Annotated in this window: 31 protein-coding genes; 17 read left to right on the plus strand and 14 right to left on the minus strand. The window is 61.8% G+C overall.

From position 1 onward, the window contains the following. The coding region (locus tag NKI47_RS28410) for a phosphotransferase (protein ID WP_352594387.1) at positions 1 to 414 on the plus strand (414 nt) is incomplete at its 5' end. A 27-nt stretch (positions 415 to 441) separates the two neighbouring features. Here the strand turns inward: NKI47_RS28410 and NKI47_RS28415 are convergent. Next, positions 442 to 909 carry a carboxymuconolactone decarboxylase family protein gene (locus tag NKI47_RS28415; protein ID WP_352454415.1) on the minus strand — a complete coding sequence of 156 codons (468 nt, stop codon included), beginning with the start codon at positions 907 to 909 and terminating at the stop codon, positions 442 to 444. Between the two features lie 84 nt (positions 910 to 993). Between NKI47_RS28415 and NKI47_RS28420 the strand changes: the two genes are divergently transcribed. The 5 genes from NKI47_RS28420 to NKI47_RS28440 all read left to right on the plus strand — a co-directional run bounded on the left by NKI47_RS28420 (position 994) and on the right by NKI47_RS28440 (position 4,582). Beyond that, entirely contained in the window at positions 994 to 1,665 is a 672-nt protein-coding gene (locus NKI47_RS28420; RefSeq protein WP_352594388.1) for a TetR/AcrR family transcriptional regulator, read from the plus strand. Between the two features lie 4 nt (positions 1,666 to 1,669). Beyond that, positions 1,670 to 2,281 carry a hypothetical protein gene (locus tag NKI47_RS28425; RefSeq protein WP_352594389.1) on the plus strand — a complete coding sequence of 204 codons (612 nt, stop codon included), beginning with the start codon at positions 1,670 to 1,672 and terminating at the stop codon, positions 2,279 to 2,281. After that, positions 2,278 to 3,126: a 23S rRNA (adenine(2030)-N(6))-methyltransferase RlmJ gene (locus NKI47_RS28430; protein WP_352594390.1), complete on the plus strand. Its 849-nt coding sequence runs from the start codon at positions 2,278 to 2,280 to the stop codon at positions 3,124 to 3,126. The genes NKI47_RS28425 and NKI47_RS28430 overlap by 4 nt, the downstream gene beginning before the upstream one ends. Positions 3,127 to 3,251: 125 nt before the next feature. Continuing rightward, positions 3,252 to 3,704 carry a hypothetical protein gene (locus NKI47_RS28435; protein ID WP_023677684.1) on the plus strand — a complete coding sequence of 151 codons (453 nt, stop codon included), beginning with the start codon at positions 3,252 to 3,254 and terminating at the stop codon, positions 3,702 to 3,704. Positions 3,705 to 3,829: 125 nt separating this feature from the next. Beyond that, entirely contained in the window at positions 3,830 to 4,582 is a 753-nt protein-coding gene (locus NKI47_RS28440) for a sulfite exporter TauE/SafE family protein (protein ID WP_352594391.1), read from the plus strand. Between the two features lie 38 nt (positions 4,583 to 4,620). On the opposite strand, the gene NKI47_RS28445 is transcribed toward NKI47_RS28440, so the two are convergent. After that, positions 4,621 to 5,256 carry a TetR/AcrR family transcriptional regulator gene (locus tag NKI47_RS28445; protein WP_502898089.1) on the minus strand — a complete coding sequence of 212 codons (636 nt, stop codon included), beginning with the start codon at positions 5,254 to 5,256 and terminating at the stop codon, positions 4,621 to 4,623. Positions 5,257 to 5,318: 62 nt separating this feature from the next. On the opposite strand from NKI47_RS28445, the gene NKI47_RS28450 reads away from it, so the two are divergent. Beyond that, positions 5,319 to 5,849: a DinB family protein gene (locus NKI47_RS28450; RefSeq protein ID WP_352594392.1), complete on the plus strand. Its 531-nt coding sequence runs from the start codon at positions 5,319 to 5,321 to the stop codon at positions 5,847 to 5,849. A gap of 455 nt (positions 5,850 to 6,304) precedes the next feature. Here NKI47_RS28450 and NKI47_RS28455 read toward each other — a convergent pair whose 3' ends face one another. Continuing rightward, positions 6,305 to 7,186: a hypothetical protein gene (locus NKI47_RS28455; protein ID WP_352594393.1), complete on the minus strand. Its 882-nt coding sequence runs from the start codon at positions 7,184 to 7,186 to the stop codon at positions 6,305 to 6,307. An 81-nt stretch (positions 7,187 to 7,267) separates the two neighbouring features. Here NKI47_RS28455 and NKI47_RS28460 point away from each other — a divergent pair, with 81 nt between their 5' ends. Next, entirely contained in the window at positions 7,268 to 7,864 is a 597-nt protein-coding gene (locus tag NKI47_RS28460; RefSeq protein ID WP_352569696.1) for a glutathione S-transferase family protein, read from the plus strand. A 78-nt stretch (positions 7,865 to 7,942) separates the two neighbouring features. Here the strand turns inward: NKI47_RS28460 and NKI47_RS28465 are convergent, their stop codons facing one another. Next, positions 7,943 to 8,593: an outer membrane protein gene (locus NKI47_RS28465; protein WP_292662341.1), complete on the minus strand. Its 651-nt coding sequence runs from the start codon at positions 8,591 to 8,593 to the stop codon at positions 7,943 to 7,945. 420 nt (positions 8,594 to 9,013) lie between these two features. Between NKI47_RS28465 and NKI47_RS28470 the strand changes: the two genes are divergently transcribed. The 7 genes from NKI47_RS28470 to NKI47_RS28500 all read left to right on the plus strand — a co-directional run bounded on the left by NKI47_RS28470 (position 9,014) and on the right by NKI47_RS28500 (position 14,621). Beyond that, a complete protein-coding gene (locus NKI47_RS28470) occupies positions 9,014 to 9,790 on the plus strand; it encodes an SDR family oxidoreductase (protein ID WP_352594394.1) in 777 nt (258 codons plus the stop codon). Beyond that, positions 9,787 to 11,865 (plus strand): excinuclease ABC subunit UvrC, encoded by a 2,079-nt coding sequence (gene uvrC / locus NKI47_RS28475; protein ID WP_352594395.1) that lies wholly within the window; start codon positions 9,787 to 9,789, stop codon positions 11,863 to 11,865. The genes NKI47_RS28470 and uvrC overlap by 4 nt, the downstream gene beginning before the upstream one ends. A 101-nt stretch (positions 11,866 to 11,966) precedes the next feature. After that, a complete protein-coding gene (gene pgsA, locus NKI47_RS28480) occupies positions 11,967 to 12,563 on the plus strand; it encodes a CDP-diacylglycerol--glycerol-3-phosphate 3-phosphatidyltransferase (protein WP_352481786.1) in 597 nt (198 codons plus the stop codon). 1 nt (position 12,564) lies between these two features. Beyond that, a complete protein-coding gene (gene moaD, locus NKI47_RS28485) occupies positions 12,565 to 12,822 on the plus strand; it encodes a molybdopterin converting factor subunit 1 (protein WP_023677674.1) in 258 nt (85 codons plus the stop codon). A 3-nt stretch (positions 12,823 to 12,825) separates the two neighbouring features. Further along, positions 12,826 to 13,305, plus strand: a complete 480-nt coding sequence (locus tag NKI47_RS28490; RefSeq protein ID WP_352594396.1) for a molybdenum cofactor biosynthesis protein MoaE — start codon at positions 12,826 to 12,828, stop codon at positions 13,303 to 13,305. A gap of 85 nt (positions 13,306 to 13,390) precedes the next feature. Continuing rightward, positions 13,391 to 14,158: a YbaY family lipoprotein gene (locus NKI47_RS28495; protein WP_352594397.1), complete on the plus strand. Its 768-nt coding sequence runs from the start codon at positions 13,391 to 13,393 to the stop codon at positions 14,156 to 14,158. Positions 14,159 to 14,351: 193 nt separating this feature from the next. After that, positions 14,352 to 14,621, plus strand: coding sequence for a hypothetical protein (locus NKI47_RS28500; protein ID WP_023677671.1), 270 nt, complete (start codon positions 14,352 to 14,354; stop codon positions 14,619 to 14,621). A 71-nt stretch (positions 14,622 to 14,692) separates the two neighbouring features. Here NKI47_RS28500 and NKI47_RS28505 read toward each other — a convergent pair whose 3' ends face one another. The 9 genes from NKI47_RS28505 to NKI47_RS28545 all read right to left on the minus strand — a co-directional run bounded on the left by NKI47_RS28505 (position 14,693) and on the right by NKI47_RS28545 (position 21,067). After that, on the minus strand, positions 14,693 to 15,301 hold the full coding sequence (locus NKI47_RS28505; RefSeq protein ID WP_352594398.1) for a class I SAM-dependent methyltransferase: 609 nt from the start codon (positions 15,299 to 15,301) through the stop codon (positions 14,693 to 14,695). Positions 15,302 to 15,559: 258 nt separating this feature from the next. Next, the gene (ndk, locus tag NKI47_RS28510) at positions 15,560 to 15,982 is read right to left on the minus strand and encodes a nucleoside-diphosphate kinase (protein ID WP_023677669.1); all 423 of its coding nucleotides are present in this window, start codon (positions 15,980 to 15,982) and stop codon (positions 15,560 to 15,562) included. A 315-nt stretch (positions 15,983 to 16,297) separates the two neighbouring features. Next, a complete protein-coding gene (locus tag NKI47_RS28515; RefSeq protein WP_352594399.1) occupies positions 16,298 to 16,732 on the minus strand; it encodes a hypothetical protein in 435 nt (144 codons plus the stop codon). Continuing rightward, entirely contained in the window at positions 16,729 to 17,640 is a 912-nt protein-coding gene (locus NKI47_RS28520; protein WP_352594400.1) for a hypothetical protein, read from the minus strand. The genes NKI47_RS28515 and NKI47_RS28520 overlap by 4 nt, the downstream gene beginning before the upstream one ends. Positions 17,641 to 17,755: 115 nt before the next feature. Continuing rightward, positions 17,756 to 18,520 (minus strand): hypothetical protein, encoded by a 765-nt coding sequence (locus NKI47_RS28525; RefSeq protein ID WP_352594401.1) that lies wholly within the window; start codon positions 18,518 to 18,520, stop codon positions 17,756 to 17,758. Positions 18,521 to 18,643: 123 nt separating this feature from the next. After that, positions 18,644 to 18,778 carry a hypothetical protein gene (locus NKI47_RS28530; RefSeq protein WP_352594402.1) on the minus strand — a complete coding sequence of 45 codons (135 nt, stop codon included), beginning with the start codon at positions 18,776 to 18,778 and terminating at the stop codon, positions 18,644 to 18,646. Between the two features lie 178 nt (positions 18,779 to 18,956). Beyond that, positions 18,957 to 19,253: a DUF1905 domain-containing protein gene (locus tag NKI47_RS28535; RefSeq protein ID WP_352594403.1), complete on the minus strand. Its 297-nt coding sequence runs from the start codon at positions 19,251 to 19,253 to the stop codon at positions 18,957 to 18,959. Between the two features lie 155 nt (positions 19,254 to 19,408). Next, positions 19,409 to 20,044: a 5,6-dimethylbenzimidazole synthase gene (bluB, locus tag NKI47_RS28540; RefSeq protein WP_352594404.1), complete on the minus strand. Its 636-nt coding sequence runs from the start codon at positions 20,042 to 20,044 to the stop codon at positions 19,409 to 19,411. 312 nt (positions 20,045 to 20,356) lie between these two features. Beyond that, positions 20,357 to 21,067, minus strand: coding sequence for a glutathione S-transferase family protein (locus NKI47_RS28545; RefSeq protein ID WP_352594405.1), 711 nt, complete (start codon positions 21,065 to 21,067; stop codon positions 20,357 to 20,359). Between the two features lie 73 nt (positions 21,068 to 21,140). Here NKI47_RS28545 and NKI47_RS28550 point away from each other — a divergent pair, with 73 nt between their 5' ends. Both NKI47_RS28550 and NKI47_RS28555 read left to right on the plus strand, forming a co-directional pair. Then, the gene (locus tag NKI47_RS28550) at positions 21,141 to 21,653 is read left to right on the plus strand and encodes a DinB family protein (RefSeq protein ID WP_254820279.1); all 513 of its coding nucleotides are present in this window, start codon (positions 21,141 to 21,143) and stop codon (positions 21,651 to 21,653) included. A 14-nt stretch (positions 21,654 to 21,667) separates the two neighbouring features. Beyond that, on the plus strand, positions 21,668 to 21,967 hold the full coding sequence (locus NKI47_RS28555; RefSeq protein ID WP_352594406.1) for a hypothetical protein: 300 nt from the start codon (positions 21,668 to 21,670) through the stop codon (positions 21,965 to 21,967). Positions 21,968 to 22,027: 60 nt separating this feature from the next. Here the strand turns inward: NKI47_RS28555 and NKI47_RS28560 are convergent, their stop codons facing one another. Then, positions 22,028 to 22,330, minus strand: coding sequence for a DUF982 domain-containing protein (locus NKI47_RS28560; protein WP_023677662.1), 303 nt, complete (start codon positions 22,328 to 22,330; stop codon positions 22,028 to 22,030). Positions 22,331 to 22,464 lie beyond the last annotated feature (134 nt).

A 22,464-nucleotide genomic window follows, 5' to 3' on the forward strand; every position in this document is an offset into this window, starting at 1 on the left:
GGCCGACCCGCCCCCCCCGCCGCCGGGGGGGGGGGGGGCCCGCCCCGTCCGCCGGGTGGGCACGCGCCGCCGGTCTGGGTCCATGGCGACGTCGCCTCGGGCAATCTGCTCGTCGAAGATGGCAAGCTCTACGCGGTCGTCGATTTCGGTAGTTCGGCTATCGGCGATCCTGCCTGTGATCTGGTGATCGCGTGGACGGAATTTTACGGCGAGAGCCGTCAGGCGTTCCGCGACGCCATTGCCCTTGACGAGCACAGCTGGGCGCGCGCACGGGGCTGGGCGTTGTGGAAGGCGCTGATCGTCGCTTCGGGACATGACGGCAACCAGCGCGAGGCGGAAAAATCGTGGCGGGTCATCAATGAGGTGCTGGCGGATCACACAAACAGTCGGAGCGGGAAGGCTAATTCAGTCTGAACGCGTCCCGCTCTAATAACGAAAGCATTACTGCCCGCCCATCTCCTTCCTGAACGTATCGAAATCGACCTGCATGCCGTTGAAGATGGTGCTCCAATGGCGGGTCAGCGCTGAAACGGCGACCGCCTCCTGGATCTCCTCGTCGGTGGCGCCGGCGCGCTTGGCGTCCTGCGTGTCCGACCAGATACAGTAGTTGCACGGGATTTGCGCCGCCACCGCCAGCGAGATCAGCGACTTGACCTTCGGCGGCAGCGCCGTCTTGTCGCTGAGCTGGATGGCCTTGACCTCGGCCCATGCACCGGGCAGACCGGCTTTCGGGAACTGCTTTACGAAACCGGGCACCCCGCCCATGGTCGACTGGATGTCCTTGACGGTCGCGTCATACTCATCGGCATAAGAAGGAGCTGCAGCCAGGGTCAGCACACAGGTGGCGGCGAGCAGGCAGGCGCGGCGGATGGAAGAATGCGTTGATGAAAGAGTACGATAGGCAGACATGACATTCTCCTCTGGCGTTTGTTTGCCTTACGGTGTAAGGTAATGTCAAAATGAACCTTACAGCGTAAGTTGTCAAGCGGCACCATGGACACATCGATCAAAAAAAAGCGACTGCGCGGCCGGCTGTCTTGCGAGATGATCGAGGATGCGGCTTTGAAGGTTATCGAGAGCGAGGGCCTCGCCGGGTTTTCGATGCGCAAGCTGGCGGCAGAACTCGGCTGCGAGGCGATGAGCATCTATCACCACTTTCCTTCGGTGGCGCATCTCTTCGAAGCCTTGGTGGATCGGCTGATCGGCTCCCTCGAAATGCCCGACGCGGACCTCCCTTGGCGACAAAGGTTACGCATTGCCGTGCAGGATTTCCGCCGCGTCGCGCGTGAGCACCCGGCCTTTGCCACGTTCCTTGTAACCTACCGGATGAATTCGCCGACCTGTCTCACTTGGCTGAACGGCATCCTTGGCGTGTTCGAGGCCGGCGGCTTCGGACCGGAACTGGGCGCGCGGCTGTTCCGCACCACCGGCTATTATCTGATGGGTGCCATCCTCGACGAGACTGCCGGCTATGCAAAGGGGCCTTCGGCCGTGACCATCGTCAGCGACGAGCAACTGGCGCAGGATTTTCCAAAAGTAGCTGCGGCCGGGCGTTATTTCGGCACCGCCGAATTCGACCGGACGTTTGATCTCGGCCTTGACATGCTCCTGGACGAAATGGAGAACGCCCGCGACTGCGCCAGCGCGCCGAACACCGGGTCTTGACCTCATGCGCTCCCTGTTCGCCCTGATACTGCTCATCGGTACCGGCATCTGCGTCGTCTATCCCTGGGCGATGACCAATTTCTCCGGCCGTGAGATCGGCATCTGGCGGGTTTACGACCAGGGCCGGTTCAACCCGGTGACCGTGCCCCTGAGCGCACGCGACGGGCCGCTACGCGTGCTGGTCGACCTTACGGCGAGAGCCGAGCGCATCGTCTCGCAGCAGCGCACTGTGTTGACCCTCACTGCCGCCACCGGCGGCAGGACGGTGCTCGCCTCGACGCTGCAGTTCAATCACTCCGACAATCCGCGCCAGGTCAGCCCGCAACTGCCGGACAGGATCTTTCGCGACGAGGCCGGCCTGATCCCGACCGTTACCCCTGGTTCCTACATCTTCACCGTCGGTCCGGGCGACGCCGAAGGCATTCCGATGCGGGCCGTCGATCTCGTCCTGCGCTCGGGTGCCGGCGAGGTCGACCGCCGGGCGCGCCCGGTCGGTTTTTCCCTGATGGCGGCCGGCCTGGTCGGGCTGGTGCTGGCATTCCGTTTCGGCGGCCGTCGGCCGGAAAATCCAAACTCGCAGCCGCCACCGCCGCGCTGGGGCAGGGGCTCCAATTGAACTATCGTCATGCCTACCATGCCGGGAACTTCGCCGACATCGTCAAGCATGTCGTGCTCAGCCGGCTGATCGAATATCTGAAGCAGAAGGACAAGGCGTTTCGGGTCATCGACACCCATGCCGGCATCGGCCGCTACGATCTGTCCTCGACCGAAGCGCAAAAGACGGGCGAATGGCAAGGCGGCATCGGCCGGCTGGTCGACGCCGCACTCGATGCGCCGGCGGCGGCACTGCTGGCGCCGTATCTTGAAGCCGTCCATTCGCTCAATCCGGACGGCGGCGTGAAAAAATATCCGGGTTCGCCGTTGATCGCCCGGCACCTCATGCGCAAGCAGGACCGGCTGTCGGCGGTCGAACTGCACCCTAAGGATGCCGCCAGGCTGAAGGCGCTGTTCGACGGCGACTTCCAGACCCGGGTGATCGAGCTCGACGGCTGGCTGGCCCTCGGCGCGCATCTGCCGCCAAAGGAAAAGCGCGGCCTCGTGCTCATCGATCCGCCTTTCGAGGAAGAGGGCGAGTTCGGTCGCTTGGTCGACGGGCTGCAAAGAGCCCATCGGCGCTGGCCAGGAGGGATTTACGCGCTGTGGTATCCGCTCAAGGACCGCAGGGCGGTCGCCGCCTTCCGCAAGGCGCTGAAGCAGACGGGCATTTCGAAGCTGCTCGACATCGGTTTTGAGATCAGGCCGGACGCCGTCGAGCCGAGCCTCGACGGCTGCGGCATGGTGGTGGTCAATCCGCCCTTCACGCTGGAAGGCGAGTTACGGACGCTGCTGCCGGCGCTGCACCGGCTGCTTGCACTTGAGCAGCCGTCGCATTGGACGCTGGACTGGCTGGCGGGACAGTAGTTTGAGGGCGCGGCCCTGCCGTTCCGTCAGCGCAACCATCGTCACCACAACCACGGTCGCTACAACCGCTTGACCGCGCGTCAGCGAATCCGCACAGTGCGCGCAGTCGACCTTGAGAGGCTGCCATGACTCGCTTCGCCCAATCCGCCCTTGCCGCACTGCTCGCCTTTTGCACGCCGCTGGCCGCACCTCTTGGCGTCACCCAGGCAGTCCAGGCGGCCGACCTTGCAATCTATACCGACGAGGATAGCGGCGTCTGCGGCGAGGCCTGGGTGCTGAACAAGATCACCGACCGCTTCTCCTATCAGGTGCATCACGTGCCGCATCTGCCGGATGTGCAGATCGTCGACTTCCAGCGCATCCACCAGCATCGCTATCTGCCGGCCGACGACACCTGGCCGATCGGCCGCCGTTATTGCGGCGCCACCGTCAGCCTCTCCGACGGCGGCGCCCGCACCATCTGGTACCTGATCGAGGAAGGCCAGGGTTTTGCCTCGATCGGCGACAATGTCGAATTCTGCGTCTCGGGCTTCGACCGCTGGATGGTCTACAACGGCCGCTGCCGCGTCCTGCGCTGATCGCGCACTCGCTGATTCCGACTTTTTAGCACCGGCCACCTGATCGACCGTCACCGTTTCCATGCGGCGCAGCATTCGCGGGAAGCGCGATCTGCTGTCACGAGTTTGCGGGGAAACAGCACCACATGGATTCGCTTGTTTATACTGTTGCTCTCGGCGCGGTCTTTGCAGGCTTCGTCCAGGGGCTGTCCGGGTTCGCTTTCAGTCTGGTTGCCATGTCGTTTTGGGTTTGGACCGTGGAGCCCCAGCTTGCTGCCGCCATGGCGGTCTTTGGGGCGCTCACCGGCCAGATCATCGCCGCCGTCACCGTCCGCCGGGGCTTCGACCTCAAGCTTCTGCTGCCATTCCTGATCGGGGGGATCATCGGGATTCCGGTCGGTGTCGCCATCCTGCCCTTGCTGGATGTGCAGTTGTTCAAGTTGGTCTTCGGAGCGCTGCTGGTCGTTTGGTGTCCCTTGATGCTCTTTGCGCGTCGCCTCCCTCCCATCACGGTCGGGGGTCCTGTTGCAGACGGTGCAATAGGTCTGGTCGGCGGCGTCATGGGTGGACTTGGCGGCTTCACCGGCCCGGTTCCAACGCTGTGGTGCGTGCTGCGCCAATGGGAAAAGGACAGGCAGCGTATTGTCATCCAGAATTTCAACCTTGTGACCCTCTCCATGACGATGGCTGCCTATCTTGCGGCCGGAAAGATCAAGCTCGAAATGCTGCCGATGTTTGCCGTCGTCGCGCCGGCGATGTTGATACCAACACTCCTTGGCGCGAGACTCTACATCGGCGTTAGCGAGGCGACTTTTCGAAAGATCGTCCTCGCACTCTTGGCCGCATCAGGTGCGGCATTGTTGGCATCGTCCTTGCCGCACCTCATAAGCCGGGTTTGAACGACACACAGAAATCCCGACTTCCGCCGTGCCATGCGCTATCGACCGATGCGGCCTGCTCCCGATAGGTAGGCGCAGACCAGTTCGACGAGTTGCTTTTGCAGCTCCGGCGCGGCGAGCATGTTCCGGCGTGCCGCGTTGTGGATCACACCTTCGATCGCTGACGACAGCACGCGCGCCACGGTCTGCATGTCGGCGCCTTTCCTTGGCTTGCGATAAGTGGCGACAGCAGTCGCATAGTGGTTGAGGTATTGTGCCTGGAACGAAGCATGGGCGGCCCTGGAGCCGCGATCGCCCGGCGCCTCGTCGAGCAGCACCTGATGTAGTGTCGGGTGAATGCTGTGCGCGGCGATCATGCCGCGCACCAGCTCCTGCGCGAATTTCCTGAGCGGCTTTTGGTCTTCCGCCGAATCGCGAATGACCGACAGCACATGATCGAAGTGACGGCGCCGGACGGCAGCGAGCAGGGAAAGCTTGTCGGGAAAATACTGGTAGAGCGTGCCGATGCTTACACCTGCTGTCTCGGCAACCTTGTTGGTGGTGAAGCCGGCCCACCCCAGCCCGCTCAGAACATGAGCCGCCGCCTCGATGATCGCCTCGACGGTTGCTCTGGAACGCGCCTGGCGCGGCTGTTTGCGCATGCGCGGATGCGGTTTTGCAATGCGAGTAGACACGTTCGCCCATTCTCCTGAAAATATAAACAACATACTCGCATTTCCGGAAAAGGACACCGACCATGAATGCGCTCGCTCTGCTTCGCAGCCTGTTTGCCTATCAGGCCTGGGCCAATGACGAACTGCTGGAAAAGCTGGCGAGTCTCGACCCGCATGTTCACGGCAAGGAACGGCAGGCCGTGATACGGCTCGTCGATCACAGCCATGTGGTGTCGCGGATATTCTCGGCGCACCTGGTTGACGCAAGCCATGGCTACTCCGCCGACACCACCGAGGACACGCCGGCGTTCGACGAACTTCGCGCCGCGGTCGCAGCGACCGATCGCTGGTATCTCGATTATCTCGAAACCGTTTCGTCGCGGCAGCTGTCCGAGCCCGTCGCATTCGTGTTCACCGACGGGGATAAGGCATTGATGTCGCGACAGGAAATGCTGACCCACGTCGTACTGCACGGCGGCTATCATCGCGGTGAAGCGGGGCGCATCCTGGCGCAGATTTCGGTCATGCCGCCATGGGATACCTTCGCCGTCCATCTCCACAGGGCCGAGCCTTCGCGCCGGCTGCAGATAAGCCGTGAACCGCTCGGCGCCTGAACGGCCGAGCGCTTTCGATCACGGTCGGCTCGACCGGATCTATCGAACGATATCCTGTCCTTTAGAAATGCGAGCTATCTGCTTACTTTCATCGCGTCGTGCAAGATAGTGCAGCGGCGTGCTCGTCGCGTTGCTTCCTACTTACCTGTAGTTTATCGTTTCGGACAAGACGAGGCGGGCGACCGCCTTCGCTCTTGACAATGTTCGCGCCGAGCGTCGGACGTTGAAGCGCAAAGCAGGTCGAAAAGGTCCTGAGCTTGACGAGAAGACCGGTCGAGATAGAGCGACCAGAATTTCTGTCGCAGAACTTCGCTGCGGGACACAAAGATTCGCAGCCGATTTTTGCGCGGGTAAAATGGTCGCGCGCTCGCCGTAACCAAAACTTAAGCTGCAAAAATCATTCTAATGCTTCGCTGGCTAGCAAGCCGCGAGTCAGATATGCAATGCGCGCCGGGTCAATAACGGCCGTCGGCACAACGGAAGGGGCATGATATGGCTAAGCAGTCATCCAAAGCGCCGGCATCCAAGGCACCGGCAAAGTCACCGGCAAAGAAAGCACCAGCAAAAGCAGCCGCGGCAAAGGCCGCAACTGCTGTGAAGAAAGCAGCACCCGCTGCCAAAGCGAAAGCCGCCGCGCCTAAGGCAAAAGCAGCGCCGGCCAAAAAGCCAGCCGCCAAGGCCGCGGCAAAACCGGCCGTGAAGAAAGCAGCACCTGCCAAGGCAAAAGCAGCACCGGCCAAGGCCAAGGCTGCACCGGCCAAGAAGGCGGCACCGGCCAAGAAGCCGGCTGCAAAGGCCGTGGCGAAGCCCGCTGCGAAGAAGGCAGCACCGGCAAAGGCCGCCGCTGCGAAATCTTCTGCAGCAGTGAAGAAAGCAGCGCCCGCGGCCAAGCCGAAGGCAGCGCCCGCAAAGGCGAAGGCCAAGAAGTAGTCGCGGTCCTGCTGTCGCAGGGGACAGTACTCAAGACAGCCAGGGCGGGATGCCGGACAGGCGCCTCGCTTCTTGGTTGACAGTCGGGCAGGACCAGAAAGAGGCGGGAGGAAGACGTCTTTTCGCAGCTCCCAGGACTTCGCCATGCGGCGAAGTCCGGTGGGATTTTCGTGGCTGCCAAAACCAACCTTCGGTGCAAGGCCGAGTTGGTAGCTAATCGGATTTGGATTGTCCGACCTGCTCGCGTCTGCCGCACTGCGGCTTATCACATCGCGATTGACGTCGAGACAATGGTTATACGCTGGCGGCGCGGTTTTCCGCCTCTGGCCGTTGATGAACCCTGCATGATCGGTCAACAGTGCCCACGCACGAGCTCCCTGTCGGAATCGATTTTCGGTGAGGGTCATGCGCGAAGTCACAATGCTACAGCGTCCTTTTGCGCGTCCAACGGGGCATATGGAGCTGTAGCCGGCAAACAGGAATCGACAATGCCCAGACTGCTCTACGCGTCTACTTCCCCCTACAGTTCCAAGGTGCGCATGGCAGCACTTCATGCCCGCATTGCGGTCGATCTCGTGCCGATAAAGACCGAGGAAAGGCCGGCCGAACTGATCGGCGCCAATCCGCTCGGCAAGATCCCGGTGCTGGTGCTCGATGACGGCCGCTCGGTCCACGACAGCCGCGCCATCACCCAGCATCTCAACCGGATGTCGAAGAACGCATTGTTTCCGCGCAATCCCGACAAGCGCCTTGAGGCGGAGGTGCTGGAGGCATTGGCCGACGGCATCTGCGACTGCGCGCTGTCGATGGTCTATGAGCGGCGCACACGGCCGGAAGAGATGGTCTACCAGCCTTGGCTCGAGCGCCAGTGGACGAAGATTTCGGCCGCGCTCGATCTGCTCAACGCGAACCCGCCGAAGCTGCCGAAGAAAATCACCCTCGGCCAGATCGCACTGCGCGCCTGCCTCGGCTATCTCTCGCTGCGCTTCGCTGGAAAATGGGAAAAGGGCCGCGGCCGGCTGACGCGCTGGGCGGCACGCTTCGACGAGAAATTCCCGGAGCTGAAGCCCGCTATCCCGGCTTGAGGACAAGCGGTCTCAACCGATGCCAACAAAAAAAGCCGGGCGCGAGGCCCGGCTTTTTCGTGTCGTGGCTTGGACGACTTAGAACTTCATACCGACGCCGAAGGTGACGCGATTGTCGGTCGACTTGACCTTGCCGATACCGTCGAAGTCCTTCCTGCCGAAGTCCGTGTAACGATACTCGACACGGCCGAACACATTGTCGGTGATCTTGATGTCGGTACCCACGCCGGCTGTCCAGCCAAACTGCGTGTTGGTGTCGCTTACGCCGGCAGCTTCAATCTTCTGGTTCTTCAGCGCGCCACCGGCGGTGCCGTAGAGCAGGATGTCCGGGGTGACAGCGTAGCCGAGACGGGCACGCAGCGAGCCCTCGAAGCCACCCTTGGCCTCGATGCCGGCATCGTCGCCCTTGACGCCGTTGTAGCCGATATCGGCTTCGGCACCGTAGACGAAGTTCTCCTGCTGCCAGTTATAGCCGCCGAAGACACCGCCGACAAAACCCTTGGTGTCGACGTCGACGCCAATGTCTTTGGCTTTGGCGTGGCCAGCGAAGCCGTAGCCGACGCTCACACCGGCATAGGGACCAGCCCAGGATGCGACCGGAAGTTCTGCGATCGGGGCAGGTGCCGGCGGCTCTTCCTGAACCACGTCCGCGGCATAGGCGGTTCCGCCGAGGGCGAACAGCCCAAACGCCACCGCGAGCGGTCGCGCAAATTTAAGATTGGCTTGCATTGTTCTTTACTCCTTAAGCCACAGGACACAGGCTTGTTTTTTCATGAGCGCCCTCAACCCGTCCGGGGGGTGAAACGGATCCGGCGTTCAACGGTTCCAAATGTCGTGTCGAAATGCGGCTGAAGCGAACCTGAACTTGGGTCATTACCTGGCACGAATGAGGCAGAACCTTGACGTTGCATCTTCGCAACAGCGAATGTCAGCAGGTTCGCCGTGCTGCACTGCACACGGCTTGGTGTAAGGGCTCCAGCGCCCTATATTGCGGGCGGGCTGGCCCGAATTCCGGTCGAGCCAAAACGCCCACCGGCCACTTTGCCACAATCCTGCCCCAGGTGGAAATGGGATTTAACGCTTGGCGGGCCATAATTTGCCGGCGCGATCCCGGCAGGTCGGAATCGGCATCGGATTAAGGATTGACAGATGAGCAAGGTCGCCGCGACGGCACTGGTGACGGGCGGGGCGAAGCGGATCGGCAGGGCGATCGTCGAAGATCTTGCCGCGCATGGTTTTGCCGTCGCCATTCATTGCAATCGCTCGCTGGCCGAGGCGGAGGAACTGGCGGCCCAGATCACCAGTGGTCATTTTGGTCGACATGGCCGGGCCGCAGTGATTGCTGCCGACCTGACCGAGATGGACGCCGTCGGCGACCTGGTCGGTCGCGCGGCGGCGGCGCTCGGGCCGGTGTCGCTGCTGGTCAACAACGCCTCGCTGTTCGAGCACGACAGCGTTGAGGATTTCGACTGGCCGGCCTGGGATCGCCATTTCGCCATGCATGTCAAGGCGCCGGCGCTGTTGGCGCAGACTTTCGCCCGGGCCTTGCCGCAGAACAGTGAGGGGCTGATCGTCAACATGATCGATCAGCGCGTCTGGCGACCGACGCCGCGTTATTTTTCCTATGCGCTGTCGAAGTCGACCTTGTGGGCGGCGACCGAGATGATGGCGCAGGCGCTGGGTCCCCGCATCCGTGTCAACGCCATTGGTCCTGGCCCGACCTTGAAGAACACGCGCCAGCACGACAGCGATTTCGATGCCCAGATTGCCGGGCTGATCCTGAAACGCGGCCCGGAATTGCCGGAATTCGGTGCCACTATCCGTTATCTCTGGGCGGCACGCTCGGTCACCGGCCAGATGATCGCGCTTGACGGCGGCCAGCATCTTGCATGGCAGACGCCCGATGTGACAGGCATGACGGAATGAGCCCCATGGACCAGAAACAAAAAACGCGCGGTGGCGCCGACGACCTGCCGCCCGAAATCGACCTCGAGGACGAGGCGGCCGAGGAAGTCGTCGAGCCTGCAGCCAGCGGTCCGGACGTTACCTTCACCGCCATCGACTGGACCCCGCATGCCGGCGACGCCGACGGCATGGTCGGCGCCGAGGTGATCCAGACGCTGGTAAAGCGGCTGCCCAATGCGCCCGGCGTCTACCGCATGATGAATGCCGCCGGCGACGTGCTCTATGTCGGCAAGGCACGCAGCCTGAAGAAGCGGGTCACCAGCTACGCGCAAGGCCGGTTCCACACCAGCCGCATCGGCCGCATGGTGCGCGAGACGTCGACCATGGAGTTCGTCGTCACCCGTACCGAGATCGAAGCGCTGCTGCTTGAAGCCAACCTCATCAAGCGCTTGCGGCCACGCTTCAACGTGCTGATGCGCGACGACAAGTCGTTCCCCTATATCCTGTTGACCGGCGATCATGTCTCGCCCGGTATTTACAAGCACCGCGGCGCGCGCTCGCGCAAGGGCGATTATTTCGGCCCGTTCGCCTCGGCCGGCGCAGTTGGCCGTACCATCAACTCGCTGCAGCGCGCCTTCCTGCTCAGGAGCTGCACCGACTCCTTCTACGAGAACCGCACCCGGCCTTGCCTTTTGTTCCAGATCAAGCGCTGCGCCGGCCCGTGCACCGGCGAAATCTCGCACGGCGACTATGCAAGGCTTGTCGCCGAGGCGAAGGATTTTCTCTCCGGCCGCAGCCAGAAGGTGAAGACGGAGATCTCCGCCGCCATGCAGCAGGCTTCGGAGAACCTCGATTTCGAACGCGCCGCCATCTATCGCGATCGGCTGGCGGCGCTGTCGCATGTGCAGAGCCATCAAGGCATCAATCCGCAGACCGTCGACGAGGCCGATGTCTTCGCCATCCATCAGGAGGGCGGCCAGGTCTGCATCCAGGTGTTCTTCTTCCGCACCGGCCAGAACTGGGGCAACCGCGCCTATTTTCCCAAGGCCGATCCGGCGCTCGAAGCCGGCGAGGTGCTGGGATCGTTCCTGGCGCAGTTCTACGACGACAAGCCGACGCCGCGCACCATCCTGTTGTCGCATGGCGTCGAGGACCAGGACTTGCTGGCGGAGGCCCTCTCCACCCGCGCCGGCCGCAAGGTGTCGATCTCCGTGCCGCAGCGCGGCGAGAAGAAGGACCTGACCGACAACGCGCTGCAGAACGCGCGCGAGGCGCTCGGCCGGCGGCTCGCCGAAACCTCGACCCAGGCGCGGCTGCTCACTGGCTTTGCCGAGACCTTCGGCGTGGAAAAACCGCCGGTGCGCATCGAGGTCTATGACAACTCGCACATCATGGGCACCAACGCCGTCGGCGCCATGGTCGTCGCCGGGCCGGAAGGTTTTGTGAAGAACCAGTATCGAAAGTTCAACATCCGCTCGACCGAGATCACGCCGGGCGACGATTTCGGCATGATGCGCGAGGTGATGCAGCGGCGCTTCTCGCGGCTGTTGAAGGAACATGGCGATGCCCCGCAAACCGAGGGCGCGGACGAGGCGGGCCCTACCGGACCGGGCGACGATATCGAGGACGCCGGCGGCTTCCCGGCCTGGCCCGACGTCATCCTCATCGACGGCGGCCAAGGGCAGATGACGGCGGTGCGCAAGATCCTCGCCGATCTCGGCATCGAGGACCGCGTCGTGGCCATCGGCATCGCCAAGGGTCAGGACCGTGATGCAGGCCGCGAACGCTTCTTCGTCAAGGGCAAGGCCCCATTCTCGCTGCCCGTACGCGATCCGGTCCTCTATTTCGTCCAGCGGCTGCGCGACGAGGTCCATCGTTTCGCCATCGGTTCGCACCGCGCCCGCCGCAAGAAGGAGATGGTCAAGAGCCCGCTCGACGAGATCAGCGGCATCGGCCCCGGCCGCAAGCGCGCGCTGCTGATGCATTTTGGTACGGCCAAGGCGGTCAGCCGCGCCGCCGTCGAGGACCTGGTCAAGGTCGACGGCATTTCCGAGCAGGTGGCGAAATTGGTCTACAATCATTTTCACGAGAGCTAAGCCCCTATTGCCGATATTTCGGCTGGCTAATCGATTCTGGCCTGTTGACCCCCCACATTCGCTTCTGATTTGACTAAGCAGGCAGAAAGAGTTCCCAAAACATGGCTCAGCGCGCGTTCAACCTGCCCAACATGCTCACTTATGCCCGCATCCTGGCGGTGCCGCTGGTGGTGCTGTGCTTCTTCCTGGAAGGGCATCTGAAATCGAGCGACTTCGCGCGCTGGTCGGCGCTCATCATTTTCCTGCTCGCCTCGATCACCGATTACTTCGACGGCTATCTGGCGCGCGCCTGGCAGCAGACCTCCAACATCGGCAAGATGCTCGACCCGATCGCCGACAAGCTGCTGGTCGCCACTTGCCTGCTGCTGCTTGCCGCCGACACCGACCGCCATGCCGGCATCGCCGGCTGGTCGCTATGGGCGGCGATCATCATCCTGTGCCGCGAGATCCTGGTCTCGGGCCTGCGCGAATATCTGGCGGCCTTGAAGGTTTCGGTGCCGGTGACGCAGCTCGCCAAATGGAAGACCACCATCCAGATGATCGCCATCGCCTTCCTGCTGGCAGGTCCCGCCGGCGACAAGATCTTCCCGCTGACCACCCAGACCGGGCTGGTGCTGCTGTGGATCGCAGCCCTGGTGACGCTCTACACCGGCTACGACTATTTCCGCGCCGGCCTCAAGCACATCATGGATGAATAAAATGTCGACGAAGCTCATCTATTTCGCCTGGGTGCGCGAGCGGATCGGCAGACCGGAGGAAGAGGTCGAACTGCCGGCCGGCATCGAAACGGTCGCCGACCTGTTGCGCTGGCTGAAATCGCGCGGCGAGGAGTACGAGAACGCGCTGCAATATCCTGACGTGATCCGCGTCGCCATCAACCAGGAACATGTCGAGCACCGCGAGAAGATTGCCGGCGCGCGCGAGATCGCGCTGTTCCCGCCGATGACCGGTGGCTGAACCATGTCCGCGGTGGTGCCTGTCGTGCGCATCCAGGCGGAGGATTTCGACGTCGCCGCCGAGATCGCCAGGCTGACCAGGGATCGCAACGACATCGGCGCTGTGGTGACCTTCTCCGGCCTTTGCCGCGACGAGCAAGGCAGGCTCTCCGCGCTCGAGCTCGAACATTATCCCGGCATGGCCGAAGCCGAGATTTCCCGCATTGCCGGCGAGGCAATCGAGCGCTGGCCGCTGCAGGGGCTCACCGTCATCCATCGCCACGGCAAGATCGCGCCCGGCGAAAACATCGTGCTGGTGGTGGCCGCTTCCGCCCACCGGCAGGCGGCGTTCGAGGCCGCGAATTTCCTGATGGACTATTTGAAATCACGGGCGCCGTTCTGGAAAAAGGAACACCATAGCGACGGTTCCGAAGGCGGCTGGGTCGACGCCAAGGAGGCAGACGACAAGGCGGCGAGCCGCTGGAAGCAGCCGCCGTCCAAATAAATCCCTGCGACAGCCATCCCATACCCGGCCAGCCATTCATTGACCGCAATCCTGCGAGACCCTTCGCCGGAAGGGGAGCAGGATCATGCTGGACAGGATTGCCGAGTTCTTCATCTTCGGACTGGTGCCGCTGGCCGTCGGCATCCTGGCCATTCCGGATCATTCCGCGGCTGCCGAAAAGACCCTCAAGGGCGAGGTGATGTATCGCGAGCGCATCGCGCTGCCGCCCAATGCCGTGCTTTCCGTGCAGCTTGCCGACGTGTCGCTGGCCGACGCGCCGGCCGCAATCATCGGTGAGCGCAAGGTGGTGCCGGCCGGCCAGGTGCCGATCAAGTTCGAGATCAGCTTCGATCCGCAGGTGATCCGGCCTGATATGACCTACGCGCTGCAGGCGCGCATCACTGTCGACGACCGGCTGCTGTTCGTCACAGATGCGCGCCACCAGGTCGACCCGCTCAGCGACGCGCCACAGACCATCATGCTGAAAATGGCGGCGCCGAGCGATGCGCCGGCGGCAGCTTCGGTGTTCGGCCAAAGCTGGCTGGTCGAATATATCGACGGTGTCGGCGTGATTGCCGAGCCGCGGGCGACATTCCGGATCAGCGAAGCCGGCAAGGCCGGCGGCAGCGGCCCTTGCAACGTCTATTTCGCCACTGCCAAGGTAGACGGCTCGACGATCGCCATCAGCGACATCGGCTCGACCTTCAAGGCCTGCGCGCCTCAGGTCATGGCCGAGGAAAAGGCGCTGTTCGAGGCGCTGGCCAAGGCGGCATCCTACCACGTCGACGCCGGCAAGCTTGTCATCATTGACAGCGGCGGCCGCGACATTCTGCGCTTCAACGCCGCGAGCTAGCGCATCACCCAAGCCGATTACTCTCTGCGGCAGCTGCATGCCGATCACGTTGTGTTTCAGCGGGAATAGGCCGGGCAGGGGGCGCGTTAGTTCTTCATAAATGGCGGGTAAGGCAAAAGGGACGTTTGTCCCTTCGTTGAAGCCGCCAGAATGGCTGCGGCTCGTTCTGGCCTTAACTCAAAGGAGTCCAGACATGAAAACGCACACGCTTATCCTTGCCGCCACCGGTGCATCGCTCCTTGCCTTTACCGGCCTTGCCAAGGCGGACGACCATCTCGTCAATGCTCTTGACCACGGTCTCAAAGCGGACAGCCAACCGTTCCAGACCAACAAGGCCGGCCATAGCGGCGATCTCGCACCGGGGCAGGGCAGCCCGTTTTCAGGTGAAGAGACCAAGACCCCGTCCACCGACACGGAAGCGGCGAACGAACATGCGAACGTGAAGGAACGCGAGGCGAAATAGACTGGCAGAACCCGCCGCTAGGGGGCGGCGGGCGAGATCTATCGGGCGACGACCGCCTACACCAGGCATTGTCAATTTGTCGCGAGTTTGAATACCGCGCCGTAGTGGTAGGGCGGTATGTCGACCAGCTCGGCGAGCTTGAACCCGCTCGCTTCCACCGACGCGGTGGTCTGTTCGGGTGACAGCCTCAGCTCGGTCTTTGGCCCGCGCGGCTCGCCCAGGACCGTGGTCTGCTCGCGCGGATACTGGTGCCAGTTGACGATGGCAAAACGACCGGCAGGGCCAAGCGTCGCGCGCACGGCGCGGGCAAGCCGCGGCCGATCCGGAACGCCGTGGAAAGCGTTGGCGATAAAGACGAAGTCGACGGTTTGAGGCACCAGCCTGGCAAGGTCATAGGCGTCGCCCGCCAAAAACTCGCAATTGCCAGCGCCTCCTTCGGCCAGCCGCCGCCTGGCGACTTCGAGCAGATCGGCATCGATGTCGATAGCGATCACATGACGGGCGACCCTGGCGATTGGCAGCGTGAACCAGCCGTCGCCGCAGCAGAGATCGACCACGTCCGTGCCGGGCTTCATGCCGACTGCCGCCAGGACGCTGGCGGGCTCGGGCCACAGCGCTTCCCACCAGCCGCCGGTTGGCATTTCGGTGCCTTGGAAGAAACCGGGAATGGTGCTGGTCATGGCCTGGTCGGCTCCATTGTCGGGACCGCGTTTGATCCGCCCCTCCGAGCTTAACGCACCCGTGACCCGTCGAGGAGCCTGAAGCTGAAAATGTCCGCCACTGCATGTCGCGCAAAAGTGTGCAGCGGTTTTGCGATAACGACATGCATCAAGACAAGAAACCTAAAGCGCGTCGCAGGAGGCCGGTCGAACGCGACGCGCTTTAGCAAAAAAGGCCGGCGTTGCGCCGGCCTCTTTTATGGGGTTCGGGATGCCGGCTCAGCCGACGATCTCGGTGTCCGAGAACCAGTATTTGATCTCCTGCGCGGCGGTTTCCGGCGCATCGGAACCATGCACGGAATTCTCGCCGATCGACAGCGCGTGCAGCTTGCGGATGGTGCCTTCGGCTGCGCTTGCCGGATTGGTGGCGCCCATCACTTCGCGGTTCTTGGCAATGGCGTTCTCGCCTTCCAGCACCTGCACGACTGTCGGGCCCGACGACATGGACTCGACCAGCTCGCCGAAGAACGGACGCTCCTTGTGGACGGCATAGAAACCTTCCGCCTCGCGGCGGCTCATCCACACCCGGCGCGAAGCGACGACGCGCAGGCCGGCATCTTCCAGTATCTTGGTGATAGCGCCGGTGAGATTGCGACGGGTCGCGTCCGGCTTGATCATGGAAAAGGTGCGTTCGAGCGCCATGAGATCGTCCTTGTGATGGAGAGTGGAAATGAGGGTGGCGGGCTCTATACAAGCCGCCCGCCGCCTTGCCAAGGGGAGGCCGGCGCGATGGTTCCTCCTCCCCCGATAGCCCCGAACACGTTCGTGCACGCTGGTGGCGCGAGAACGTGGCGCATATGGGCCGGTCGGGGGTACCCGAGCTGACCGGCGTGTCAGTTCCCCGCATTGCCGATTTCGAAACCGGCGAGAATCGGACGACGAAGACGCCGATCGCCGAGGCGACCATGCGGCGCTACCGTATGGCCTGTGCGGCAGTCACGCTCAGGCCGGCTTATGTTAGCCAGAGCGAACAGAACGTGATTCCGCAGGGATGGAAAACGCGTACAAGGCAGCGAAGGTGACTGTCATTATAGCCACCACAACGAAGACCCAGCCGCAAAGGTCCCACATTGAGGTAATCATGCTCTGAACGACCCTGCTGCGCGGCCAGGAAAGGAACAAGCGCGATCCGTAGCAAACGAGGGCGAGCACGAGTGTCATCACCAGCAGGTTTTTAGTTGTCCGCAGCTTGTAGGAGCCATCCCACGATTTTCCGATAAGAACGACCACAATCGAAAGGAACACGGAGAGAGCGAGTGCCGTATTGACGAGCGCGTGCGGTACGTCCGGGCGCAGGATAGCGGTGCCTTTGAATAGGTTAACCCATGGTTCTGCAAACGTCAGCGCGATGCTGGGCGTTATACTGAATATGAATTCAAAAGCCTTTTTCACTGCTCAGGCCCGAAGATCGGCATAGGAATGGAACCAACAACGCGGTTATCAGAGGAGATAAACTCATAGAAAGCTGTAGCAGGAACCAAATTCGTATTAGAATGGAAAACCGTAAATACAATATTGCCTTTAGATCCGAGCGGTGTAATTTCCTTATTATAGTCGAAAAAAGCTTTATAATACGATTCTGGTGCTGTCACAAATATTGGCCGCACTCGGATAGCGTCGGGGTTTCCGTCGGGTCTGTCTTTGTATTTTTGCGCGCTGTACGTGAAGAAACTTTCGAACGCACCATCGATCGGGGAGATTCCGATCACCCCATTGATTTCAAGCATAGTCTCGCGGGGCTTGTCCGGATTGCTTGGAAAAAACACCCGCACCTGGTCACTGTAGCCGTCCTCCGGTATGCCGGGCTTGGCCAACTCAGGACCGCCCAAGGTGTTTGCTACAGTACACGGGTTGTCTTTGGCGTTTTCGTCTTCGTCAGCGGCCGAGCCTATGAACTGGGCCCCCGCGTAGTCACCGAGATTGCCATATTTGATGCAGCCGTTGACCGGCCTAGGATTGAGATCGTTGCTCATCCGCCGTTCGGTTGCCACATCATCTGAGGGTACATATGTGCCCGTTGGGCCGGCGACATGCCAAGTGACAAGTAGGTCGGAATCGCGATCAAAATTCCCAACACAGGACACGTATCGGCGCAGCTTGCCGCTTTCCTCGACCCACGAGTTGGTGACAAAATTGAAGTTGCCGACATGGTGCTCTTGTCGGGTTTCGCCTGTAGGGCAGTCTGCTGCATTAGACGGCGACGCAAATAAGACAAGCGACCCCAGTAGTAGAGCTAAGGTTGTATGTTGGATGATTTGCATTAATCCCCCCAAAATACTGAGTTCGCCAGCGAACTCCATCAGTCAACTCGAAGTGCGGAAGATATTCAAGGGATCGTTGTGACGTCGCCCGTGTCTGGCATAGAACGACGGCATGACGAGCATTCTTGACCGATTCAGAAAACCAAATGTCCGACTATTCACCTCTCTCACATTCGCTCATAATGAAGTCGAGCGAATGTACCAAAACGTCAAATGCTGCAAGCCTAAGGATCTCTAGATGCCGCGGGGAAGCTCCCTCTCTAGCCTCACTCATCCGGTCCAACATCTGTTTCAGTACTTTGAAGCCATCCGGTGTCTGACAGTACAGTTTTCGATCAGGGAACTTCTGCTTAGCTGTCCTGTATTCATTCGAGGCCGACCATACCCTCTCACTGATAGCCGGAAAAGTGTATGAATTCGTTGAGAGCTTTATGAACATGCTTGAATCGGCTTCTTTGCCACGAAATATCAGAGCACGCGATCCGACCGCTGGATACATTCGCTCAAAGCCCTCGATCTGAGCGTCAATAAGTTTGTCGTATTCGCCTGTGGCCATGATCTTGGTCTGCTCGCCGATGAACTTGGCCGTTTTCTGCGCCTCCTCAGCCTGGCCCTTAGCGACGTCACGGTTTAGCTCAAACTCCCGCCTCGTTAGCTTCAGTTCCCTTCGCTGAAGGGCCAACTCTTGGGATTGGACCATGGTGGCAATAAATAGCCAAAGGAATGCGAGAGGCGCGAACATCCCGGCCATCGCGTCCGCGAATTCATTCAGCTGCAAGCCGGATTTGATTTGAACGAGGCTTTCTGGACCTGATCTGAGGATCACCCACCCTACAGCCCCGAAATAGATGGCCGTGAAGAAAAACCCGATCCGAACCCAGCTGAAAGCTTTACCCTCATCGCGGTCAACCACTTCCATTTAGCCCCACCACGGTCAGCTCTTTGCTGGCCCTTGCCCCGCCTCCTACTACGTATAGCACCTTGACATCATCGATGTCGAAACTCGTGTTTCGTGTAGTACTCTAGTTGAGAAACGTACAAATCAGGCAACGACATCGGCCAATGAGGGAGAGCGATAGCGCTTGAAGTCCTTGCTGATGAGAACGTTGTTCACTCGACCGCCGACGAGATCCAGCGACAGTTGCCGGTCATCGTGGCCGAGGCTTGCGGCCGTCATCGATGCGCACAACGATAAGTGCCAGGCCGATCGCTTCTAGCCACAGCCGCAGCGTCATCGGGCCATGCCGCCGCTCATCTTTTTGTTGAGCATCGGATTTTCCAAAAACCGGTACTCACTTTGGATCCGACCGACTGGCCGCCCTATAGCGCGTCGTCGTCAGCCTGACCCAACGTCGTCATAACTGCATCTCGATCGTCAGATTGGCCGTGTCGCCAGCGCGGAGGCCTTCGCGGACCCGCACCGCCGTCTTTATCGGCAAGAGCAGGCTGCCGGATTTCTTGTCGGGAAACAGCGATGTCCGCCATCTGGTCTGGCCGATGACGGCTTCCACGCCGAGCGAGCCCCAAGGTCGTGCCATCCCGGTCATCGCCGTCTTGACCCATGCTCCAGGCTCCGGCGGCAGCGTCACGAAATGCCAGCCGCCCTTGCCCGGAAAGACCCAGATCTCGGCCTGCACGTCGCAGCGAAACATTCTATGCCCTTCCTCAGATCAGGGCCGTACGGTGGCCTTGCCATGGTCTCTTGGTGGCGATGCTGACGATCGGCGAAACCATCCGGAATATCCATTCTGCCCCGCAGGGGAGGAGTCATTCTTCCTGCAAAGAGGATGGCAGCGCCGCCGTTGCACTACCGCCTTATCACGATCGAAGCGCGCCGGACCTCCCAGCCTTCCCGTTCCAGTTCCGGCACGCTGTGTTCCTCCGAGGGATAGCCGACGCAGAAATAGCCGATCAGCGTCCACCCCGCCGGCACGTCCATGATCGTCGCCACCTCGGCCGGATCGAGGATCGAGACCCAGCCCATGCCTATTCCTTCGGCGCGCGCCGCCAGCCACATCGTGTGGACCGCCATGACAGCCGAATAGTCTATGGTGGCTGGCATAGTCAGGCGGCCAAGCCCATGCCCTTGCTCGGTTGCGCGGTCGGCGAAAACCGCAAGCTGGCAGGGCGCCTCATTCAGGCCGGCAAGCTTCAGGCGCGAATACAGGGCGGCGCGTTCACCGCAAAAGCTTTGGAGTGCCTCCGCGTTGCAGCGCTCGAAGCAGGCCCTGACGGCGGCGCGGCATGCTTCGCTCTCGGCGACGACGAAGCGCCAGGGCTGGCTCAGCCCGACGGACGGCGCGGCGCTGGCAAGCTCGAGCAGCCGCTCCAGCGCCCCTTCGGGGAGCGGCGTCGGCTTGAATCGCCTGACGTCGCGCCGCCACAGGAACAGGTTGGCGAGCGCAGCGCGAAAATCGGCCGGGAAATCTGGGTTTGCGGTCATGGCGCGCTGCCTTTGTTGTGATTGCCCGGTTCGCCGGATGTTCGTCCTGTTTGCTTCGATCCAGGCGCTGATGAGGCGCTTCGAGCGACACTTCGTCTACCCGCATTGTCGCATTTCGCCGCTGGCAACTTTCAGCTAAGGCCGGACGACATCGCCGCGATCTACGCCGTTGGACCTCGATCGGCAAAACAAAACCCGCCTCGGCAGGCCGGGCGGGCGTCGGTGCGAATCATCACCATATCGAGATTAGTAGCATAGCTGCCGGCACAAAGCAAGAACAAAATGTGCCGCCGCCGATGAAAACTGCCGATTTCAACTCTCAAGGCGGGAGATCGCTGCGGCCGCAACCGTGCGGCCGAGGCCGCCATGCAGATCGAGGCATCGTTCGAACCATTGCGCCACGACATCGGTGTCGTCGAGCAGCCGGTAGGGCGTGGCGATGCGCGCCCATTGCAGCGCGCCGAAAACGATGTAGTCGGCAAATAGCGGCGACCGGCCTCCGATGAAGGGCTGATAGCCAAGCATCGAGCGCAGCGGCTCCAGCGAGGCGCGGAAGCCGGCGAGCCCGCCGTCGCGGGTGGCGTAAACCGCCTCCAGGCGCTTGCCGAAGCGCTGCTCGCGGTTCTGCCGGAAATAGGCGGCGTTCGCCTCGTCCTGCATGGCGTGCAGGTCCAGTATCGCAGCGGTGGTGACGTAGGGATGGATGGTCAGCTGCGACCAGCGTTCGATGAAGCGCGCCGTCGCCTTACCGCCGTCGCCGGAAAACAATGTCGGGCGCTCAGGATAGGCCTCCTCGAGATAGAGCGCGATAGCGAAGGAATCGGCGACCACCGTCTCGCCGTCGCGGATCACCGGAACGAGCTTCGAGACGCCGCCTTCCACCTTCGGCACTTCAAGAAAACGGGTCGGCACGCTGGTGATGTCCAGCCCTTTGTGAGCCAGCGCCATCGCCGCCTTCCAGCAATGTGGGCTGAACGGGCGGGCGGCGTCGCGTCCGACAAGGTCGTAGAGCAGAATGGTCATTGGCGGCAGCGTCCTTGCAGTCTAACTATGGCCGAAACAGACCCGCGCAGGGGGTCTCGCAGGTCGAGAGAAAATGAAACAGCATTTCAGGATGTTTGCGGCCTACAATCAATGGGCCAACGGCCGCATCTACGATGCCGCCGCCGATCTCGACGAGGAAGAGTTCGACCGCAATGTCGGCGTCTTCTTCGGTTCGATGATGGGAACGCTCAACCACCTCCTGGCAGCCGACCGTATCTGGATGAAACGCTTCACCGGCGAGGGCGACGCGCCGGCAAGGCTCGACACGATCCTGCACCGCGCCTTGCCCGGCTTGCGGCTGGCGCGCGAGGCCGAGGACAAACGGATCATCGACTGGGTCGACGGCCTGAGCGACAAGGCGCTGTCGGGCCGCTTCTCCTACATGACCGTCTCGGATATGCGCACCGTCTCGCAGCGGCTGGCGCCGGCGCTCGACCACTTCTTCAACCACCAGACCCACCACCGCGGCCAGGCGCATGCGATCCTGACCATCCTGGGCAAGCCAAGCCTCGGACTGGACCTGACGATGTTCCAGCGCAGCGAGGAGGGCAGGGCTTTCGCCTGAACCTGGGGCGGCTGGTGACGCGGACGGTGGATAGAGGACGATCTGCCGAGATTGCAAAACGCGCCAAAACATTTTATGGAGCGGACGGTCGTGAGGGCGGCCGCTTCAGCAGCATTCAGCAGCAACAGCGAGAATTGGCACGCATGCCCAATGAACCCTTGCGCCTTGTGGCGTTCTTCGCCGTGGTCCTGGCGCTTCTCAACTCCGGTTATTATTTCCACCAGGGCGACATTGTCGCGACCATCTATTTCATGATCGGCGCCATTCTTGTGACCGCGGTCACCCGGATGAGCATCAGAAGGCAGCTGATTTAGGATCCGCCGGGCCAGCACTGATGACCGGAATCCGGCCGGCCATGATGACGAAGAGTCTTGTCAGGCGGCGTAGCCGCCGAGGCCCCGGGCGACCGGCTTGACCGAGACTGCCGGCTGGGCGGCCGGCCAGAGGATGCCTGCCGTCACGGCGAAGGTGATCAGGGCGTCGCGTGCCGCTTCGGCCGAGATATCGCCGGCACGTGCCGCCTCGCAGGCCTTTACCGCGGCGCCATAGCTCAGCCGGCGGCGCGAAGGCGGGAACTCGGTCAGGAATTCGTGCATCTCGGAGAACGAAGCGATCGTACGCTTGTAGCCGGCGCCAACAGTTAGGGCGACCGGGGTGGAAAACGTCCTGTCGTGCATTCTGGCCTCTCGAATGGGCGGAGGTCACGGCGGACGCCGTTCTCCGGTCTGGGGGTCGGGCAGAAACGCGGATCACGGCGCGAGGTTCCATGTTGCCGGGATTGTTTTTTCGCCGGCTCTGGGAGCGGTCGCCG

It is taken from the genome of Mesorhizobium sp. M0633 (assembly GCF_040320645.1).
Classification (GTDB): domain Bacteria; phylum Pseudomonadota; class Alphaproteobacteria; order Rhizobiales; family Rhizobiaceae; genus Mesorhizobium.

Bases quoted from the DNA above. Each gene is read 5' to 3' on its own strand.
- NKI47_RS28470 (WP_352594394.1), top strand. From the start codon at position 9,014: ATGAGCAAGGTCGCCGCGACGGCACTGGTGACGGGCGGGGCGAAGCGG.
- NKI47_RS28460 (WP_352569696.1), top strand. From the start codon at position 7,268: ATGCCCAGACTGCTCTACGCGTCTACTTCCCCCTACAGTTCCAAGGTG.
- moaD (WP_023677674.1), top strand. From the start codon at position 12,565: ATGTCGACGAAGCTCATCTATTTCGCCTGGGTGCGCGAGCGGATCGGC.
- NKI47_RS28440 (WP_352594391.1), top strand. From the start codon at position 3,830: ATGGATTCGCTTGTTTATACTGTTGCTCTCGGCGCGGTCTTTGCAGGC.
- NKI47_RS28530 (WP_352594402.1), bottom strand. From the start codon at position 18,778: ATGACGGCCGCAAGCCTCGGCCACGATGACCGGCAACTGTCGCTGGAT.
- bluB (WP_352594404.1), bottom strand. From the start codon at position 20,044: ATGACCGCAAACCCAGATTTCCCGGCCGATTTTCGCGCTGCGCTCGCC.
- NKI47_RS28505 (WP_352594398.1), bottom strand. From the start codon at position 15,301: ATGACCAGCACCATTCCCGGTTTCTTCCAAGGCACCGAAATGCCAACC.
- NKI47_RS28415 (WP_352454415.1), bottom strand. From the start codon at position 909: ATGTCTGCCTATCGTACTCTTTCATCAACGCATTCTTCCATCCGCCGC.
- NKI47_RS28520 (WP_352594400.1), bottom strand. From the start codon at position 17,640: ATGGAGTTCGCTGGCGAACTCAGTATTTTGGGGGGATTAATGCAAATC.
- NKI47_RS28425 (WP_352594389.1), top strand. From the start codon at position 1,670: ATGCGCTCCCTGTTCGCCCTGATACTGCTCATCGGTACCGGCATCTGC.
- NKI47_RS28450 (WP_352594392.1), top strand. From the start codon at position 5,319: ATGAATGCGCTCGCTCTGCTTCGCAGCCTGTTTGCCTATCAGGCCTGG.
- NKI47_RS28420 (WP_352594388.1), top strand. From the start codon at position 994: ATGGACACATCGATCAAAAAAAAGCGACTGCGCGGCCGGCTGTCTTGC.
- NKI47_RS28435 (WP_023677684.1), top strand. From the start codon at position 3,252: ATGACTCGCTTCGCCCAATCCGCCCTTGCCGCACTGCTCGCCTTTTGC.
- NKI47_RS28500 (WP_023677671.1), top strand. From the start codon at position 14,352: ATGAAAACGCACACGCTTATCCTTGCCGCCACCGGTGCATCGCTCCTT.
- NKI47_RS28490 (WP_352594396.1), top strand. From the start codon at position 12,826: ATGTCCGCGGTGGTGCCTGTCGTGCGCATCCAGGCGGAGGATTTCGAC.
- ndk (WP_023677669.1), bottom strand. From the start codon at position 15,982: ATGGCGCTCGAACGCACCTTTTCCATGATCAAGCCGGACGCGACCCGT.
- NKI47_RS28525 (WP_352594401.1), bottom strand. From the start codon at position 18,520: ATGGAAGTGGTTGACCGCGATGAGGGTAAAGCTTTCAGCTGGGTTCGG.
- NKI47_RS28535 (WP_352594403.1), bottom strand. From the start codon at position 19,253: ATGTTTCGCTGCGACGTGCAGGCCGAGATCTGGGTCTTTCCGGGCAAG.
- NKI47_RS28455 (WP_352594393.1), bottom strand. From the start codon at position 7,186: ATGACCCTCACCGAAAATCGATTCCGACAGGGAGCTCGTGCGTGGGCA.
- pgsA (WP_352481786.1), top strand. From the start codon at position 11,967: ATGGCTCAGCGCGCGTTCAACCTGCCCAACATGCTCACTTATGCCCGC.
- NKI47_RS28495 (WP_352594397.1), top strand. From the start codon at position 13,391: ATGCTGGACAGGATTGCCGAGTTCTTCATCTTCGGACTGGTGCCGCTG.
- NKI47_RS28550 (WP_254820279.1), top strand. From the start codon at position 21,141: ATGAAACAGCATTTCAGGATGTTTGCGGCCTACAATCAATGGGCCAAC.
- NKI47_RS28465 (WP_292662341.1), bottom strand. From the start codon at position 8,593: ATGCAAGCCAATCTTAAATTTGCGCGACCGCTCGCGGTGGCGTTTGGG.
- NKI47_RS28560 (WP_023677662.1), bottom strand. From the start codon at position 22,330: ATGCACGACAGGACGTTTTCCACCCCGGTCGCCCTAACTGTTGGCGCC.
- uvrC (WP_352594395.1), top strand. From the start codon at position 9,787: ATGAGCCCCATGGACCAGAAACAAAAAACGCGCGGTGGCGCCGACGAC.
- NKI47_RS28545 (WP_352594405.1), bottom strand. From the start codon at position 21,067: ATGACCATTCTGCTCTACGACCTTGTCGGACGCGACGCCGCCCGCCCG.